The sequence below is a fragment of the Methylobacterium sp. HJ2 genome, from assembly GCF_056431005.1.
Genome location: NZ_JBWJYM010000001.1, coordinates 618,299 through 634,965, shown reverse-complemented (window position 1 = coordinate 634,965; position 16,667 = coordinate 618,299). Strand labels below are relative to the sequence as shown.

Annotated in this window: 14 protein-coding genes and 1 pseudogene; 8 read left to right on the top strand and 7 right to left on the bottom strand. The window is 65.7% G+C overall.

Going from position 1 to position 16,667, the window contains the following annotated elements:
• Positions 1-73: 73 nt before the first annotated feature.
• The 5 genes from ACS5RC_RS03000 to ACS5RC_RS02980 form a co-directional block, all read right to left on the bottom strand.
• Complete coding sequence (locus tag ACS5RC_RS03000) at positions 74-484, bottom strand: hypothetical protein (RefSeq protein WP_478342323.1); 411 nt, start codon at positions 482-484, stop codon at positions 74-76.
• 88 nt (positions 485-572) lie between these two features.
• Positions 573-773, bottom strand: a complete 201-nt coding sequence (locus tag ACS5RC_RS02995) for a heavy-metal-associated domain-containing protein (protein WP_478342656.1) — start codon at positions 771-773, stop codon at positions 573-575.
• A gap of 81 nt (positions 774-854) precedes the next feature.
• Positions 855-1,280 carry a hypothetical protein gene (locus ACS5RC_RS02990; RefSeq protein WP_478342322.1) on the bottom strand — a complete coding sequence of 142 codons (426 nt, stop codon included), beginning with the start codon at positions 1,278-1,280 and terminating at the stop codon, positions 855-857.
• 87 nt (positions 1,281-1,367) lie between these two features.
• Positions 1,368-2,867 carry an argonaute/piwi family protein gene (locus ACS5RC_RS02985; RefSeq protein WP_478342321.1) on the bottom strand — a complete coding sequence of 500 codons (1,500 nt, stop codon included), beginning with the start codon at positions 2,865-2,867 and terminating at the stop codon, positions 1,368-1,370.
• A 1-nt stretch (position 2,868) separates the two neighbouring features.
• Positions 2,869-4,188, bottom strand: coding sequence for a DUF4365 domain-containing protein (locus ACS5RC_RS02980; protein ID WP_478342320.1), 1,320 nt, complete (start codon positions 4,186-4,188; stop codon positions 2,869-2,871).
• A 231-nt stretch (positions 4,189-4,419) separates the two neighbouring features.
• Between ACS5RC_RS02980 and ACS5RC_RS02975 the strand changes: the two genes are divergently transcribed.
• Entirely contained in the window at positions 4,420-4,620 is a 201-nt protein-coding gene (locus ACS5RC_RS02975; RefSeq protein ID WP_478342319.1) for a hypothetical protein, read from the top strand.
• A gap of 3 nt (positions 4,621-4,623) precedes the next feature.
• On the opposite strand, the gene ACS5RC_RS02970 is transcribed toward ACS5RC_RS02975, so the two are convergent.
• A complete protein-coding gene (locus ACS5RC_RS02970; RefSeq protein ID WP_478342318.1) occupies positions 4,624-5,292 on the bottom strand; it encodes a hypothetical protein in 669 nt (222 codons plus the stop codon).
• Positions 5,293-5,862: 570 nt separating this feature from the next.
• On the opposite strand from ACS5RC_RS02970, the pseudogene ACS5RC_RS02965 reads away from it, so the two are divergent.
• From ACS5RC_RS02965 to ACS5RC_RS02935, 7 genes and pseudogenes are all read left to right on the top strand, one after another.
• Positions 5,863-7,029 (top strand): annotated as a pseudogene (locus tag ACS5RC_RS02965) (AAA family ATPase); the annotation flags it as partial.
• Between the two features lie 180 nt (positions 7,030-7,209).
• Positions 7,210-7,824, top strand: coding sequence for a hypothetical protein (locus ACS5RC_RS02960; protein WP_478342655.1), 615 nt, complete (start codon positions 7,210-7,212; stop codon positions 7,822-7,824).
• Entirely contained in the window at positions 7,817-8,050 is a 234-nt protein-coding gene (locus ACS5RC_RS02955; protein ID WP_478342317.1) for a hypothetical protein, read from the top strand. The genes ACS5RC_RS02960 and ACS5RC_RS02955 overlap by 8 nt, the downstream gene beginning before the upstream one ends.
• A 233-nt stretch (positions 8,051-8,283) precedes the next feature.
• Complete coding sequence (locus ACS5RC_RS02950; protein ID WP_478342316.1) at positions 8,284-9,849, top strand: hypothetical protein; 1,566 nt, start codon at positions 8,284-8,286, stop codon at positions 9,847-9,849.
• A complete protein-coding gene (locus ACS5RC_RS02945; protein WP_478342315.1) occupies positions 9,846-12,929 on the top strand; it encodes a VPA1269 family protein in 3,084 nt (1,027 codons plus the stop codon). The genes ACS5RC_RS02950 and ACS5RC_RS02945 overlap by 4 nt, the downstream gene beginning before the upstream one ends.
• Positions 12,930-12,991: 62 nt before the next feature.
• Entirely contained in the window at positions 12,992-13,708 is a 717-nt protein-coding gene (gene gmtX / locus ACS5RC_RS02940) for a gamma-mobile-trio protein GmtX (protein WP_478342314.1), read from the top strand.
• Positions 13,709-14,079: 371 nt separating this feature from the next.
• A complete protein-coding gene (locus ACS5RC_RS02935) occupies positions 14,080-15,042 on the top strand; it encodes a hypothetical protein (protein WP_478342313.1) in 963 nt (320 codons plus the stop codon).
• A gap of 260 nt (positions 15,043-15,302) precedes the next feature.
• On the opposite strand, the gene ACS5RC_RS02930 is transcribed toward ACS5RC_RS02935, so the two are convergent.
• Positions 15,303-16,631 (bottom strand): SCP2 sterol-binding domain-containing protein, encoded by a 1,329-nt coding sequence (locus ACS5RC_RS02930; RefSeq protein WP_478342312.1) that lies wholly within the window; start codon positions 16,629-16,631, stop codon positions 15,303-15,305.
• Positions 16,632-16,667 lie beyond the last annotated feature (36 nt).

The following is a 16,667-nucleotide window of genomic DNA, read 5'->3' as shown; positions in this document are numbered from 1 at the left end:
GTCTCCTGAACGCGATGGATGGCGACGTGCGGGCGCGCGTCACCGTGCCGGCGCGGGCGCCGGCGGATCGGGTTCAGGCTCGGGGAGGCTCGGGTAACGGCGTTCCGTGCAGGCTCGCGAAGGAAGCAACGTCCGGCCAAGCCAGCGCGGCGCGCGTCGCGACTGGCGCCGGAACGGGCACCGTGGCCGGCACCAGTGATGCGACGCTGGCGAGGCACAGCGCCATCAGCGGGCAGCCCCCCTTGGCGCAATCCGGCTTCTCCGCCTTCTCGGGTGGGCAGCAGGGCATGTCGTCCATGCCCATCCCGGTCATGTCCATGCCGGCGTGGTCCATGGCGGGCATCGCACCGTGCGAGCCGTGGGCCTGTGCCGTCATGGAGGCGTGCATGCCCGCGGCGGCCGCGGAAGCGGTCACCGGCGTCAGGGCGAGGCTGAGAACCGCCAGGAGCGGGAGCAGCCGCCGGAGGGCGAGCCAGAACGTCACGAATCCAGGATGCCAAATTCCGGGCCGGCGCGAAACCCCGGCCGACGGTGTCAGGAACAGCGAACAGGCCGGTTGGTTGCGCCGCGCCTCAGGCCGGCACGGCGGGGTAGCCCGCAGCGGAAATGGCGGTGGCGATCCGGTCGGCCAGGCCTTCGGCCCCGAAGATCGTGACGAGCTTGGCGCCGAGGTCGACCTCGACCCGGGCGTCAGGCTCGATAGCCTGCACAGCACTGGTCACGGACTTGGCGCAGCCGCCGCAACCCATCTTCTCGACCTTCAAGCGGACGATGACGCTCTTCCTTGGATGACGTCCCGACCAGAGGGGCTTCCCACCGTGGCAAGGTCAAGAATCCGTGCCGGGAAACACTTCTCAGCCTGCAGGCTCGAACTCGAACAGGATCTCCGGCGGGTTTTTCGTGAGGGTCACGTTGTAGGCGCCGCCATCGTCCAGCCACATCGGAAGGTTCGCCGAAGGGAAGACCGCGCGCACGACTGCCTTTACGGCTGCCCGCGCCTGTCCGACACCCTGACGCGTTATCGGATCGCTAGCGTCTCCTCCGCCGTAGCAAACTTCGACGTCGTCGCCGCTGTCGCACGAGTCCGTCGCCTCGGCTAGAAAGCCCTCAAGTTCCGACGTCTTGTGATGTATGTTGTCATAGTGGAGCAGACCGGCCCAAGCCTTGGTCCGATTGATAATTGCGACCGCGATGCAGGGCCCCACGCCGTAGGTTACCAGTTCTTCGTCATCATCCCCGTCACGGATGAAGGCCCAGTCGTTCTGATCAACCTCCTTCATGTACATCCTTGCTCACTTGGAAAGCTTAGGCCCGTCGAGTGATAATTCGACGGCACCGATGGAGCGTCCCCCGTCGCGGTATCCGCCTCACATGTAGAACTTGTATTCCGACCTAACCGTCATCTCCGGGCTCACCTGCTTCAGGATCTCGCTGACCTTGCGCGAGAAGGCCATCGTGATCGGGACCCCGTCGGAGAAGGCGGCGTTGTTAACGTTCATTTTCGTGAGGGCGAGAATTTCGGCCGCAAGCTCCCTTGGGCCGCTGTCGCCGTGCTTCTCAAGGATGGTCCACGGTTCCGGGACGTGGACCCCCGGATAGGTGTCGAAGTACGGCGTGAAGCCGTGGGTGTAGAGGATGGGGTAGGCATCATCGACCATCGCGAAGGTACCGCGAACCGGGGGATAGCGCCCGATGCGGGCGAGGCGCACACGGCTTCGGTCGAGCGTCACCAGGTCGATCTCAGCGCGGGCGTTCACGGCGGAGATGCCTTCGAAAAAGCCCGCGAGCTCGTTGAACTCCCGATGCTCGGCCCCCCAGAAGCGCGAGCTCTTGTGCACCACGACGCGCTTGGGCGGCAGGCGGCTGATCTTCTCATATTCGGTGAGGACCTTCCTCATCAGATCGGCGGCCCCGGCCTGGGTGAGGTGCGGGGTCTTGCCGTGCTCGTCGACGTCCCATTCGAACGGGTCGCCGCGCAGCACGACACCCTGCCCGAGGTAGTCGAAGGCCTGCGCGACGCCGGTCCGCATCACGATCCGCCCCTGGGCGTCCTCGGCCTTGTAGAACGTCACCCCGACGTAGCAAGTGTCGGTGCCGCGGCCGTGCCCGCGCCAAGGAACTCCACCGCCCTTGAAGTACAGCGCTGTCGCGAAGTTCCAGGCCCGCGTCGCCCGGTCCTGTAGGGATGGCTTCTTCCCGCTTAGGGTATCTTCCCTCAGGATCTGGATCGGGACGCCCCACTTCATGCTTCGCGCCTTGAGCCCGCGGCGCAGGTTGAGCCAGCCCCCGTTTCCGAGCTGCGCCGTGGAGGAGTTTTCGAGGAGCACCTCCGGCATCGCCACCAGGATGACATCCGGCGCGGGAGAGACGGTCGCGATGCGCTCGATGTGCTCGGCGATGAGGTCGGTGGCCCGCTCGACGCGCTGGATTGGGTTGTCCCCGTCGGCGATGAGCCGCGCCTCCCGGTCCTGGAACGTGGCCCGCCAGCGTTCGGCCGTGAGGATCGAGGTGGCGAAGCTGCTCTCCGCCGACATGCCCACGAAGTCAGGGGTGAGGCTTTTGACGAGGGCCTCGACGATCACGTCCTCGTCGACCTCCTCCGGCAGCGAAGGCGAGCCGGCCGGCACGGTCCGGCGCTGGGTCTTGGTCGTCTCGATGTAGTGCCGGCACTCGTCCACCCAGCGCTCGCAAAGCTCGGCGGTGGCGCGGGTCCCGACGATGCCCACCCTGATCTGCGTCGGATGGAGGGCGGGGTCCGTGCGCCCGAAGGGGCCGGTCTCGGCGAGCCCGGTCTTCTTGTCGGGGTGGAGGAAGTGGCCGCCGAACTCCAGGTGGGGCTCGCGGATGTACTCGATGGTGACCGACATCTCACTTCCCCTTGGGTCGCTTGCGAACCGGGACCGGATTGCTCTGGATGCTGAAGGCCGCCTCCGCCGTCAGGGGGATGCCGCTCGCCGTGGCGACGGCTTGGTCCCCGATCTTGAGATCGAATCGTTCATGCCCGCCGGCCATCTGGTGGGCCCAGAACAGGATGTTGTTGAGGTAGGCGTCGTTGTATTCCTCGACCCGCGCCGAGATCGCGTATGACCTGGCCGCCTCTCCCTCCCACGGCCGCTTGCCGTCCGTGGTGAACATGAGCTGCGGGTGGATCGCGATGGCCCAGAGGTCGCCGAACCGTTCGAAGCCGTAGTCGAGGGCCTGGTGCCGGAAGAACTTGAGCTTCCCGTACTCGTAGTGCTTTGCGACGGTGCGCGGCTGCGTGCGGTTCGTCCGGGCGCTGGTCCATCGCTTCTGGATCGGGGCGTCGACCGCCAGGCCGCGATTGTAGAAGTAGCGGCGCGGCCGCTTCTCGTAGCTGAGCCCGATCCCCCTGAGGTGCCGGTGGATCAGGCTGTTCATCAGCCGGGCAAGGTCGACCTCATACTCGGTGCCCTGGGCGATCCAGTCCTCCAGATCGATCTCCTCGACCCCGCCGGCGTCGATCACGCCCGCGAACGCGGTTTCCCCGTCCGAGGGGTCCGAGAGCGTATGGATGAGCCCGCCCTTGTAGACGTAGGGCGGGATCATGCCGCTGAGCCGGTCATGGAACCCGAACTGCTTCTGCGGCAGCACCGGGGCGATCCAGACCTTCTCGGGACGGCGCTCGATCCTGAGGAGGTTGGTGTAGAGCGTCTCGCCGACCTCCATCGACACGCGTTCCGGAGCGGCCTCGCACAGGGCGAGGAGCGCCGGGTAGGCGTCCCCGTCGAAGCGGTCCTCGGACTTCGAGAATTCGATCCGGTGCGGGGCGGTCAGGGCGCCCGGGTTGTCCCGGAGGTAGGCCTTGACGTCCTTCCAGTAGAGCGCGTCGTCGTCCGGGTGGTACACGATGTAGATGACCGGCAGGTTGAAGCCGCGCCAGTAGTGCAGGTCCTTCTCCGCGACCGGGGAGGCGAAGCCTTCGTCCGTGTCCCGAATGACGAAGCTCAACCCTGACTTGGACTGGACCTTGACGATCTTGCCGGTGGCAATCGCGCCGTCTCCGTCGGAGCGGGGACGACAGAGCTCGATCTCGCCGTCGATGCCGACGTCGTCCTTCTCCTGCTCCCGCCAGATGCATTTCATGCCGTGGACGAGCAGGCCGATCCGGTCCAGCCCCTTCCACTCGGAGATCTTCGACTTCGCAACGATCTTGACGGGAGCATTCATCGGCATGGCTCCGGATGCGCCTGGCCGGGCACAGCTTCGCTGTTAACGGCGGCATTCATGGTTTGTTCGACCCGCGGACAAATTGATGCGATAGCGCCTGGTCGGAAGGGAGGTCAGTGCCCGAGCAGGTTGCCGGACCCGTCCGTCGCCATTGCCTGTGAAGCGTCCGCGCGGACGCTTGATCGGCGCGGGATAACGAGAGGCAACGGCTACTTGCGCACATTTAGCGAGATGAACGGTTCCAGGGCCGAGCTGAAGCTCGCCCACGCCATCCGTGAGCCCTGGCCCCCGGTCTCGATCATGGTCACGTCGGGGCGGCGGAAGGTGACCGAGGTAGACCTGCCAGCGAAGGGCCTGTTCTTCGCCAAGCCCTACCCGCCCGACGACATCATCAAGGCCCTGAACGGCATCGCGGCGCAGGTCTCGCACTGATCCCTATACGACGGTTGAGCGCCGGTTTCTTTCCTTTCGCGGGCCTATCGTGACCCGTCTCACCTCGCCCTTCTCGTCGCCTCGCAGGAACAGCCGGAACCGCTCGTTGACCAGCCTCGCGCAGGACTCGACATTCTCCTCGATGCGCCTGTTCGACATCCCCCGCCGTTTCGTGGTGCGTCCGCTGGACTTCTTCCGTGGCTCCTCCTTGAACATCAGGTGGTAGAAGGCGGTCCAGAACACAGCGGCGTCGTCGAACCCGATCTCGTTCATGGGTGCCAATACCGACAGACATCCGCTTTGCTGCATCAGGGTCTCCGCGAAGCCGCCGCGGGCGGCGAGGCAGGTCGAGAGGAACAGGCGTCGGCCATCCAGGTGGGGTTTGAGGAGCGCCACGAGCTTTGCGTTCGGGATCCTGCCCGTGGTGAGGGCCAGGCCCACCATCCGGTCCTTGTGGACGCTTCCGTGGCAGGACAGGTGCAGGTAGCGATGCGACGAGCCCCCGAACTCGTTTGCCACGGCCATCAGTTCGGGAACGCTCTTGATGTAGGCGTACGCGCTTCGCTTGCCGGACAGTTGCAGCGTCCTGCTGATGATCTCGCCCTCCCTCAGGCTCTGCTTCTCCAGGAAGCCAAGACTTTCGACGATGCAGACTGTCGGGTTCTTCGGCACGAGGGCTTCCTCTGGGCGAAGACGTTCCCGGGCGATGCGCGCGGTCGTTCAGCGGTTTGAGACGAAGCCTTCGTCAGCAGGTATCTGGACGTCGTGGGTCGTGATGCCAGCGTACCGGCATGACTGCTCTTGCAGGACGCCTCGGGAGCGTAATGGCGAACAGCGTCATCCGACGCCGCATACTCAAGGCATAGCGCGTTAACCCTGAGGGCGGGTTGTCCCCCGCTTCCGTTCCGGGACCGCTTGCGATCAGGGATCTTCACTCGCAATTAGGAGGGCATGTTCGCGACGTTCAAACGCTTGGCGAACCGGACGGGGATCCCCGTGCCGGCCTGCGCTGATTCCTCCCGCGGATAGCCGCGCGCCCGATCTCGCGCGTCCCGGGAGCCCGTTTGACGGAAGCCTCCCGATGACCAGGCACCTCCGAAAACACGCTGCCGTGCCCGCGGCGGGGCTTGCCCCGTCCGCCTGTCGTCACCGGCGCGTCGAGCGCCGCCCCGACCCCGACACCCGCGAGGGCTGACCCGGCGCCGAAGGACGCGCCCGGCTGCCCCGCGTGCGGAGGCAGCGATGATCCATGACCTGAAGAGACGCTCCGCCATGGCGGTGGAGCAGTACCACGCGATCCTCGATGAGGAGGAAGCCCAGCAGGCCGCCTCATCGGCCAGGCAGACTGCCCCCTCAAACAGGCCCTCCTCCCTCGTGATCTTGGGCCAGCTCCTGCTGGACGTGTTCCTAACCCCCGTGGAACGGAGGAGGCTGGTCAAGGCCCCGGGCCTTTCCGTGCTCGTCGAGGCGCCGAGCGCCGAATGGGTGAAGGCCCTCCATCGGGCCGTCGGCACCGTCGGTCCCTGGGTCCACAACGAGATGCGCGACGGCACGTCCCGCTACCGTCGCAAGCCCGACGACGGGGCGGACGAGATCGCCGCGACGATGGCCCGAGGTGGCCGTGTCTGCATCGTCTGCCACGCCCCTTCCGCCCACCTCCCCCGCTCGTTTCTCGGTGCCGTCGACCTGCACGTGAGGGTGGGGCAACCGACCGTCGAGCTCGTCAGGGAGGTTATCAGGCAGGTTACGGGCAAGCTGCCCAGAAACGGGCCCGCCACCGTCGCCGGGCTCGATTTCACCGACCTGGTGGCGGCGATCAGGGGCAACTCCGCAGCCCGTTGTGTCGCGCGGATCGAAGCGGCCGTGCGAATGAGGTCCGCCGGCTCTCAGCGTCTCAGGGACGTGCCGGGCGTGGAAAACGCACGGGGCTATGGGGCCGCGGGCGAGTGGGCCACACAACTCGTTGCGGACCTGAAGGACGGATCCGACGCCGCCTGGCGGGACGCGGAGAAGTCCGCCGTTTTTTACGGTCCGCCGGGCACCGGCAAGACGAGCCTGGCGCATTCTGTCGCCAAGTCGGCGAACTTGAGATTGGTCGAGACTTCAGTGGCTGCTTGGTTCGAGGGATCCTCTTATATCGAACGTGTATTGGGTAGGATGCAGGAAGCTTTCCGGGAAGCCCGAGCGAAGTCGCCATGCGTCCTCTTCTTGGACGAATGCGAGGCGTTCCCGTCACGCGAGCTAACTGACGACAGGAACGCCTCGTACTACGGTCCGCTACAAGCTGCGTATCTCAAGGAGCTGGAGGAGACGGCGGCGGAAGGCTCCCGGGTGGTCCTCATCGCCGCCACCAACCACATCCGGAAGCTGGACCCTGCGGTTCTCCGGCCCGGGCGGCTCGGCCGCTCGATCTACGTGGGCCCTCCGGACCGGGCGGCCCTTGCAGACATCATCCGGCAGCACCTGGGCGACGACCTGCCCGGCGCCGACCTGGGCGGCGTGGCCGCGCTCGGCATCGGCTGCACGGGCGCCGAGGCCGTGGCGTGGGTGCGGGGCGCCCGCAGGCGTGCCCGCGTCGCCGCCCGCGCCATGGAACTCGACGACCTCGTGCGTGAGGTCGCGCCGCCCGACGGGCGGTCCGAGGCGGCGCGATGGCGATGCGCGTGCCACGAAGCTGGGCACGCTGTCGTGGCTCACTATGGCGGTGAGAACGTCGAGCGTGTCAGCGTCGTCCCGCGTGGACGGGCCGGCGGCCACACGCTCACCTTCCCCGGCGAGGAAGGGCCGACGATGACGCCCGCCATCCTTGAGGCCGTCGTCGCCGCGATGCTCGGCGGCCGCGCCGCGGAGGAGGCGATGGGCCTGGGCCTCTCGACCGGCGCGCACGACGACCTTCGCGTCGCGACCGGCCTGGCGGCCGCGGCCAGGGTCTCGTTCGGGATGTCGGGCAGCCTCGTGCATCGCGCGCCGTCCGACCAGGCGGCAGCGCTTTGCGAGACCGATCCCGTCCTACGGGACGAGGTCGGTGCCGACCTCGCCAGGGCCTACTCGGCCGCCCTCGCCACGGTGACGAGACACAGGCGCTTCGTCGAGGCGCTCGCGAGGCTCCTGCTGGAGGTGAGGGTCGTCGAACGCGGGGATTTTCTTGCCCTGGCGGAGGCACACGACCGGGCCCTCGCTGAGGGAGGGCCGGACCATGGATGAGCGCGTCCTGGACCTTCTGACCGCGCTCGCCGCGATCCAAAGGGAGCTCGGCCCCGACGTCTACGACGACGCCGTGGAGCGCGCCCGCCTGGGCGTGGGAGTGGCGGCCCACATCGAGGCCGAGAGGCGTGCCCTTCGCCATCGCAGGCGCCGCCAGGCTGGCAACGTCATCGCCTTTCCGGCCTCCCCCGCCCTTGGGGACGACGGGCACGACGACGATGCATGAGCCATGGGCCGCCCTGCCGGGGGCGAGGAAACCGGACGCCTGACCGGCCCCTGCCGGACCCGAGGACGGCAGACTCGATTCACCACCAAAACCGAAACCGGCCCGATTTGCCGGCCGGGCCCACCCAACGGGCCGGCCGGCAAGGAAGGCTGAACCGGAGACGGACGATGCTTGGCCATGCAGCGGTCGCGTCGGGCAGGGAAGCCCGTGGCGACCGGAGGACGACGGCCCCCGTGATCATCACCCCGACGGAGCCACAACCCCAATACCACGCCACCATGGCGATGCCCGTCCACGGCATGCCGAAGGGTTGGTCCGCGCGGGTTCTCCTCCTCCTCCATGCGGATGGGACGGTGGCGCCGTACGCACCACTGATCGACTACATGAAGGACCATCCGACTCGCAGCCATACGTGGCAGGACGACGTCGCGCGCGGGCTCGGCCTCCTATGGGACTTCACCCGCTCTCGCGGAGAGGGAAACCTATCCGGGGCAGAGGAACAGGGGCGCGACTTCCTTCACTTCCACCTCCGTGCCTTTGCCCTGTCGCTGCTGAACGGCACAATTCGCCCCGGCGATGACGAGGACAGCCTGTTCTGGCCACGTACAGGGCTCAAGAGAGCGAAGGTATTGGTGAAGGCAATCGAGCTCTTCGCCGCCTGGCAGGCCGCAGAGCGAAAGGCTGCTCACGCCGAGCCCGATGACCGGGAGGGGCGCGACGTTCGCCTGGGCTTCACCGAGATGCTCGTCTGGGCCCGCGTCAGGAACGTCTCGATGCTGGCTTACCTCTCGCATCCCAAGACGGGCCGGGCGCGCGACAACGTCGACTTCGAGTCCCTCGGTGCCCCCGAGATGGCACCGGTCAAGTTCTTCCCGCCCGAACACATTGAGCGCCTCATCTGCGAGGGACACGTCCGACCGGGCCGCGAGCATGAGCCGGACGACATTCTCCGCTTCAACATACGCGACCAGATGATGGCGCTGCTTGATGGCTGGGGCGGCCTGCGCAGGAGCGAGGGCCTGCACCTCTGGGTGCAGGACGTTTTCCAGGACCCTGACAATCCGGGCCTTGCCATCGTGGTGCTCCACCATCCCGCCGAGGCCATCGTGAGGGTCCCCGACGGCAACTCCTCCCGGATGGTGAGGAGGTCGCGACAGGAGGTTCTGGACCTGCATTTCCACGGGCTCCGGCCGCGGCACCTACACATGCGGGGCGGCTATCACGCCGGCTGGAAGGGAATGGCGCTGAACGCAGACCTTTGCGAGTTCGTCTACTGGAGCGACCCTGCGGCGGGACGGCTGTTCTGGTCTCTGTACGTCGCGTACATGAGCCACGTCCGCCCGGCGCTGATGCGGAGACGCTTCGCGGCTGGCGGGCGCGACCACCCGTTTCTCTTCGTGTCCGAAGGTCGCGGTGAGCGGGTGGCCGATCCTGACGTCGGATCCCCGTACTCGCCCAAGGCTTACGAGAGGAACCACGAGGCGGCGGTGCGCCGGATTGATCTGCCCTACGCGAAGAATGCCGGCACGACGACGCATGGCCTGCGGCACTACTACGGCCAGACGCTGGCAGGCCGGGGGTTGTCGGCCGCCCTCATTCGCAAGTGCATGCATCACCTCAGCTTCCTGTCGCAGGTACCATACCTGGCGCCACCGCGCTCGGCCGTGAACGCTACCCTCCAGGCCGCGATCCAAGGGCGTCCAAGTTCTCGGCCGAGCGATGTCGACCTGCAGGGCTCTGAAAGCTCGCAGGCGCTGTACCGCCTCAACGAACGCATCAGGGGGAGGATGCCCGCATGAACGACTTCGAGCATGTCCGTATCGCCACGGACAAGGTCGGCCGTCACTGGTTCAATTTCGACCCCTTCCGCTTCGCCGTGCAGCCCGACGAGAGCGACGCCCACCAACACGCCATGGCGGAACGGGTCGAGCATCACGTCAGGACTTTCCGCGATGCCGACAGCCACACGGTTCGTCGCCGCATACTCCTCATGCTCCTCGACATGCATGCGGTGGGCGACATCCTCTGGCCTCTCGGCACCCCTTGGGGAACATCGTGCCTCGGCCCCTTGGGAAGGGATGGCTTTCGGTCGGCCCTCGCAGAGTTCGAGCCGTCGTTCGGCGCGATCTGGGAGTTCCTAAATAACGAGCCGACCATGAGATATGCTGGCAAGCAGCGCCTGACCATGCGGCAACATACTGGCAATGCCTTCATGGTGCTTGGCGCGATAAAGTTGGCAAGCGGAAATGATCCGAAGCGTCTCGTCGAGTTTGAAAGCGATGATTTCACGGCCTTTGTCGAGGTCGCCAGGCGCGATGGCGTTTGGGCTGCATGGTTGCCCATGATGGGACGGATGGGGCTGTTCGATATCTGCGATTACTTCGGAAAGCAGAGGCAAGACCCAAGTTTCGGCACCTTGAAGTTGCTGGCCAATTCCTATGCCCGTAGTGCCGGGCACGGGAAGGGGGACGTTTTCGGGAGGGCGCGCCATCTGCGGTGGATCGAGCAATCGTTCGACCAATACCTGAATGAGCGCAACACGATGACCCGGTTGAAGGAGAAGGCGGGCCAGAGATTGCTTGGCGAGTTCTTCGCCACCCTTCCCCGAGAGGAATGCGATGAACCGGAAGTTGCCTTTGGTCGGAAGACGATGCTGCAATTGCTGGTTTTCGCCAAGAACTGGCGCTCCTCCGGGACGCGGGCCAAGGCGGTCGCGAGTGTTCGTGATTACCTTACCTGGTACATCGACAATGTCCGGGACGAGCGCGGCTTCTCGATCCTTGAGCCGCTGTTCAAGGGTGATTATGACAGGTTCTTCCAGCAAGTGGACGCGACCGCACCCGCTAAGGTGATCGGCGAAGTTCGGGCTCGTCCGATGCCGGCGCGCTACCATGCCAAGCTCAAGGAGATCATCACGGAAGATGATTTCGCTTGGCCGAAGTCGCTGACGGTGCGCGGGAAGCCTCGTTACTGGAGGATGTTCAAGAACCCCGAAACGGGCAAGTACGAACAGGTTTTCTGTCCCGTCCTGCCCCGCCTGCTGCTGCTGATGCTCGACGTGCCGCTGAGGGGGATCCAGGCGCGCCGTCTCGACAGCGGCGAAGGCGATGCCATGCGGTGGGTGCCGTCCACGAGGCGATGGGAGGTCGCATCAGGACCGCATTCCGGCCATTGGGATAGGCAGGGCGCGTTGAATTCGCGTCGCGGGGTTTTCAGGGAACTCCAGGCCGACAAGGCTGCCAAGATCACCGGCCTGTGGATCAACTCGAACAAGTCCAACGACCGAGCCGCCCTATTCGACGAGACATCCGGATACGAGATCCCGTGGGAGTACCCCGAAGTCTTGGAGAACCTAGCGGCCATGCGGGAGTGGCAGGAAAAGTACAATCCGGTGTCCGGGCCATTGGCCCATAAGGACCTGCCGCCCGGAATTTTTCCGAACGATGACCCAGGCGAGGCCATTCGAGAGCGTCTACCCGACAGGTTCTACCTTTTTCGGTTCCCCTTCAACGCGGGGGATCGTGGTCGCGAGGCGCCTCCGAACGATCCACAGCTCCTGGCCTTCTTCCATGAAGCGCTCGGCGAGCTCGAACGGCGTTTGAACGCTGAAGACCCGGACACCCCGGTCAGGATCATCCTTGAGCGGACTGGAAAGACCGGTACGCCGACGAAGGCAGTGTTCTCGATCCACGGGATGCGCTCATCGACGCTGACGACATTACACCTCGCCGGTGTGCCGATTGAGATCCTGAGCAAGGCCGTCGCCGGCCATTCCTCTATTCTGATGACGCTCCAGTACCTGAAGTTCGACCCTCTCCACGTCAGCCGGGTGCTCACCGAGGGGCGGCTGAAGGCGGTGACCGAGGATCGGGCTGCCTTCCCCGAAGGCTTGGGCGCCACTAGCTTCGATCTTGCTGCCAGGATGACAGCACGACTTTCCGATGACGGCCTCCGTCAGATGTACGGGCCGTCGTACTCCGACCAGTCGATGTGGGCGAGGATGGACATCGGGCTTTGCCCGAACGGCTGCACGCTTTGCCACATCGGCGGCGAGGCCATCGTGAATGCGTCCGAGAAGCAAGCACAGCGCAGCATTCACGGCCGCACGCCGGGGATCCGCGCCTGCGTCAGGTGCCGCTTCTTCGTCACGGGACTGCCCTTCCTTATTCCCCTATGGACGCACGCCATGGCGGTGATGGCCCAGGCGGATGCACACGCCCGCCGCGCGGCCGAGCAGGAGGAGGCCGTGCGGGCGCTCAAGGCAGAAAAGAGGGAGGCTGCCAAGGACGGAGGCTTGATCGACCCCGGCCTGCGCGACCGGATCCGGATCGGGGAAGGCGTTGCGGACAACGCGCGTGAGCAGCGGGACCAGGCGCTCGCGGAACTCCATTCCGTCATGGCGCTGATCGAGCAGGTCCGTGCGATCAGTGCCGAGGGTACCGACGGAACCCTACCCATGCTGAGCCCGGCAGGCGAGGTCCCATCAGTCGTCGGCCGAGATTCGACCCGCTTCGAGGTCGCCGATGCGGTCGTTCAGGCCTCCCGCTTTTTCCCGTCACTGCGAAGCGACGAGCTTGAGCGCGAGCGCGACGCGTTCCTCGACCGCGTCCTCTATTCCAACGGCTACGTTCCGATAACCCTCGCCCCTCTCAGCCAGGAAGAGCGCCGACGGGCTGCCGACGCGATGAGCGCGCTGCTCCTCATCAAGCTCGGCGCCGTGGAGGCGCAAAAACTGATCGAGGGAAGCACCTCCATCGCGGATCTGGGGATCGAGGGACGGCTGCAGGAGACGTGCCGCAAGGCCATCGGTCGGCCTCTTGAGGCATTGGCACTCCCACCCCAAGCCAGGCCTGTGTTCGAGGCCGTCGCGGCGGAGTGAGGGAGCGTGACGTCATCGGGCCCGGGAATGTCCCGGCCCGACCAGCGGGACGGATGATGACCATGGATACGGCAACGAAGGCAGCAGTCGACGCCGCTGAGGGCGTCTCCGCTCGCCTGCGCGAAGGTGCCAGAACTGAGGACATGCGCACAAAGCTCCGGTTCCTCGACGAGGCGTGTAGGCGGATCGTGCTCAAGGACCGACGAAGGCTAACCGTCCCCATGGCGGTCGATGGCTTCCGGGATGCCGCACGTGGCACCGGGTTTACCCTAGCTGAGCAGTCTGTCCGGAACCGGCGGGACGCTGGAAACCCGCTCAACGAGCTCTACAAGGCGTGGGAAGCCGTCTCGATAGCCTCGCTCAGGACCGTCCAGCCGAGGCGTGCGCTGCGGATCTCGACCGACGAACTCGTCGGGCAGGACGAGCTCGAACGGATTGCCGACACAAGCCTTCGAGCCAAGGTTCGCCTCATCGTGGCGGAGAACCGAAACCTGCGAAGCGAGCGGGCGATCCTCAAGACCGCCAGGGGCGCGCCGGTCGTCAAGGTTGTCTCAAGCCTGGATCCCGACGTCCTCGAACTTATCCCTGGCATGGCGTCTCTGGAACTCGACGAGGCTGAACTGGACTCGATCCGAAACTTCGTCAATCCCTCGGCGATGGCGGCGCGGAGGCTGACGCGCGCTGATGATGGAGCCATCGAGATCCAGGGCAGGGGCCCGATCACAGACCCCGCCTTCGCCGACGCCCTGGACAAGATCCTCAGGAGCCAGGCCGGATAGGTCGCGCTCCGGCGCACCAGCTCCGGAAATCCGTGGAAGCGGCCGTCGGCTTGGGTGCCGGCGGCCGCTTTTGTTCGTGGCTGCCCCGTCTTGTCGGAATGCGGGCACCTAGTTGATCCGCGCCCCGCGCGGCTGATCCGTCCGCCCCTGCGGCCCCGCATCACATCAGTGGTAGCCTTTGGTCGACACGCGATAGGGGATCAAACGCGATATTTGTCCCCCTACCACCTACCAACCATTGGCAAACAACGTTTTTTTATTGGTAGGGCTACCACTGGCATGATGCGGGGCCGCAGGGGCGGACGGATCAGCCGCGCAGGGCGCGGCCTTCGTGTATCAGGGTTGCTTGGAAGGCTCGCCAAGAGGCAGGCATGCTGATCTCCGACATGATGCAGCCGGCCGGGCGCGTCTTTTTGAAGAGTGAGTGGGGGCCGATCAACGACTACTGGCCGTGCGTCTCCTTCACCAAGCCGTCGGTCGGGACATGGCTTCGGAGGGAGTTCGTCCCGGGGCGCGACGTGCTCGTCTACGTCGGCACCACGAGCCCGGCCTCCACGGAAAATCCCGACCACCGGAGCTGCCTGCTCTCAGCCGTCGTCATCGAGCCCAACCAGATCCTGGAGACGAAGAAGATCGTCCCGGCCGAGAGCTGGAACAACTCAATCGAGCATCACGGGGACCGGTGGCCGCACGCCCTGGCCGCGATCCGCGCCGCGGACATCGTGGGCCCGCCCTATCCCGAGGCGCGGAGGGTGATGCCGAAGTCGTACCGGTCCTTCTCCGAGATCGCCAACCGCGGCAACGTCATCGAGGCCCACCCCGACGAACGGGCGGCCATCATGGCCCTTGAGATCAAGCCGCTGACGCTGACGCTGCGGGAGGGCGTCGCCGCCTACATCGGCCTCAGGGAGAGCACGAGCCCCGCGATCGACAAGACGATCCGGCAGGAGGCATCACGGATGACCCAACTGATCTGCGAGCGGGTCAGCAGGGGAGGCGAGCAGAACGTACTGATCAACCCACAACGGTTCGCCCCTCCGTTCGCGGAGATGAACGCCCTGATCCTGCGGCTGTGGCTGGACGAGCAGCGAGGTAAGTGCGCCTTGTGCAGAGGTCCCCTGATCGCCTCCACCGGCAACCCGATGCTCAAGGCGTCCGCCGACCGGATCGACAGTGCCAACGGCTCCTACGCGCCCACCAACGTCCAGATCACGCACCTCGCCTGCAACCTCGCGAAGAACCAGTACGGGCAGGAGCAGTTCGACGATTGGGTGCTCGCCGTCCGGGGTGTCCAGCCCGAGCCGAGCGTCGCCCCGGTCACGATGCCATCCTGATCGAAAGCAGGCTGTCTCGGCTATGCGAGCGACGTCTGCTGGGCCGTCGTCGCGACGGGCTCACCGTCCAATTCCCCGACGTGCGAAGGGGGTCTTCAGGTCATCCCCAGGTGCTTGCACCTAGAGGGCTTCCGGTGCGTGCAGCAGCGCGTTCCAGTGGCCAGCCTACTGCCGCGTCCACTTCTGAATGCAGTCAGGGGGAACTTCGTGGTCAATCCGGCGGCATACCAAGTCCCAGGGGCACCAAAGATAACCTGGGGTCACGGGAAGCATTTGCCAAAGGCGACGAGGAGCTTCGGTGAGCCTTTGACGCGCAGCTTGCGCGAGAGCAGCAGGCCGGGAAGTCCGCGTTCCTTGCGTACGAACTGTAGCCAGGCTTCGCTGTCTGCCTGAACGACGAGGTTGGCGGTGCCCTTGAGGCCTTCCTCTATGGTGAGGTCACGGCGGCGCAAGGTGATGGTCACGTCCCGCTTCTCCGTTCCCGTGAAGCGGAAGTGGTAGACCGCGTCCAAATCGCGGGCCTTGTTGCGTTGGAAGGTCAAGCGCATCCCAACGAGCAAACTCGCGATGTTCTGCGGCCTGACGCCGTTTCCCACCCGCCTCACTGTCTTGGAAGGGTAACGCTTCCGGACGTGCTCCTCGGCATCCGAGCCCGGCACCACGTAGACGGGCTCCACCTTGGCTTGCAGAGGCTTGACGACGTCGCGGGCGAAGCCGACCCGATCATCGAGGTAGGGGCCGATGACGTCTTCCCCTGCCGGGCAAGCGGCGATGCAGTACGCGGCCTTGTAGTTTGCCCCGAAGGACAGGCTCTGCCACAGGGAGGCTTGCTCCGACCCGGTGAATGTCTCGCGGACGGCCAAGCCGTTCTTGGCATCGGCGATGCCCTCGACCCAGTCGGTGAAGCCCCCCATGAATTCTCGGTAGTTGTGGGTCAGGCAGGCCGAGAAGTTGAAGTAGCCGTCCGGTTCGATGGCGCCGACCGGGCAGGCGGCGACGCACAGCTTGCATGAGAGGCACGGATTGTAGTCAATCGGTGTGGTCTCGGTCGTGACCTCCGCTGCCACGAGAACTGTAGCCAGGTTGATGAAGCTACCGAAGACCGGGTGGATGACGCTGCGGTGGATCCCCACCTGCCCAAGTCCCGCCGCGACCGCAACGGGCTTATGCGAGACGACCCAGATCCGGCCCGGAAAACGGTCCATCTCCATCGGGAAGCCGGCTGCCGGATGGAGGGCCGCGACGCCCTTGTTCTCCAACGCGACAGCCACCCGATGCGCGACCTCGTTGATCGCATGGGCGTTGCGGTGGAATTCCAGGTTCCCGATTGATCGCGCTGGCGAGCGGACGGCCTCGCGGTGCAGCCGTGTCACAAGGCTGATCAGCGTCCGCGCCTTGGGGAAAGCTTCAAGGATGTGAGGCTTCTCACCAGCGAGTTCCGGACGGTCGATGGAGACAAAGCCGACGTCGTCGGCGCCCGCCTCAAGGCAGAGTGTTCGTAGCCACTCCTGATCCAACGGGGCCGGCACTGGAGGCGGTTCGTTTCGGCGAACCCGAACGACAGTTGGGTGCTCTTCGAGCCGAGACATATCGATCTCCTGAAACCAATCCGTGCACGTTCAGGC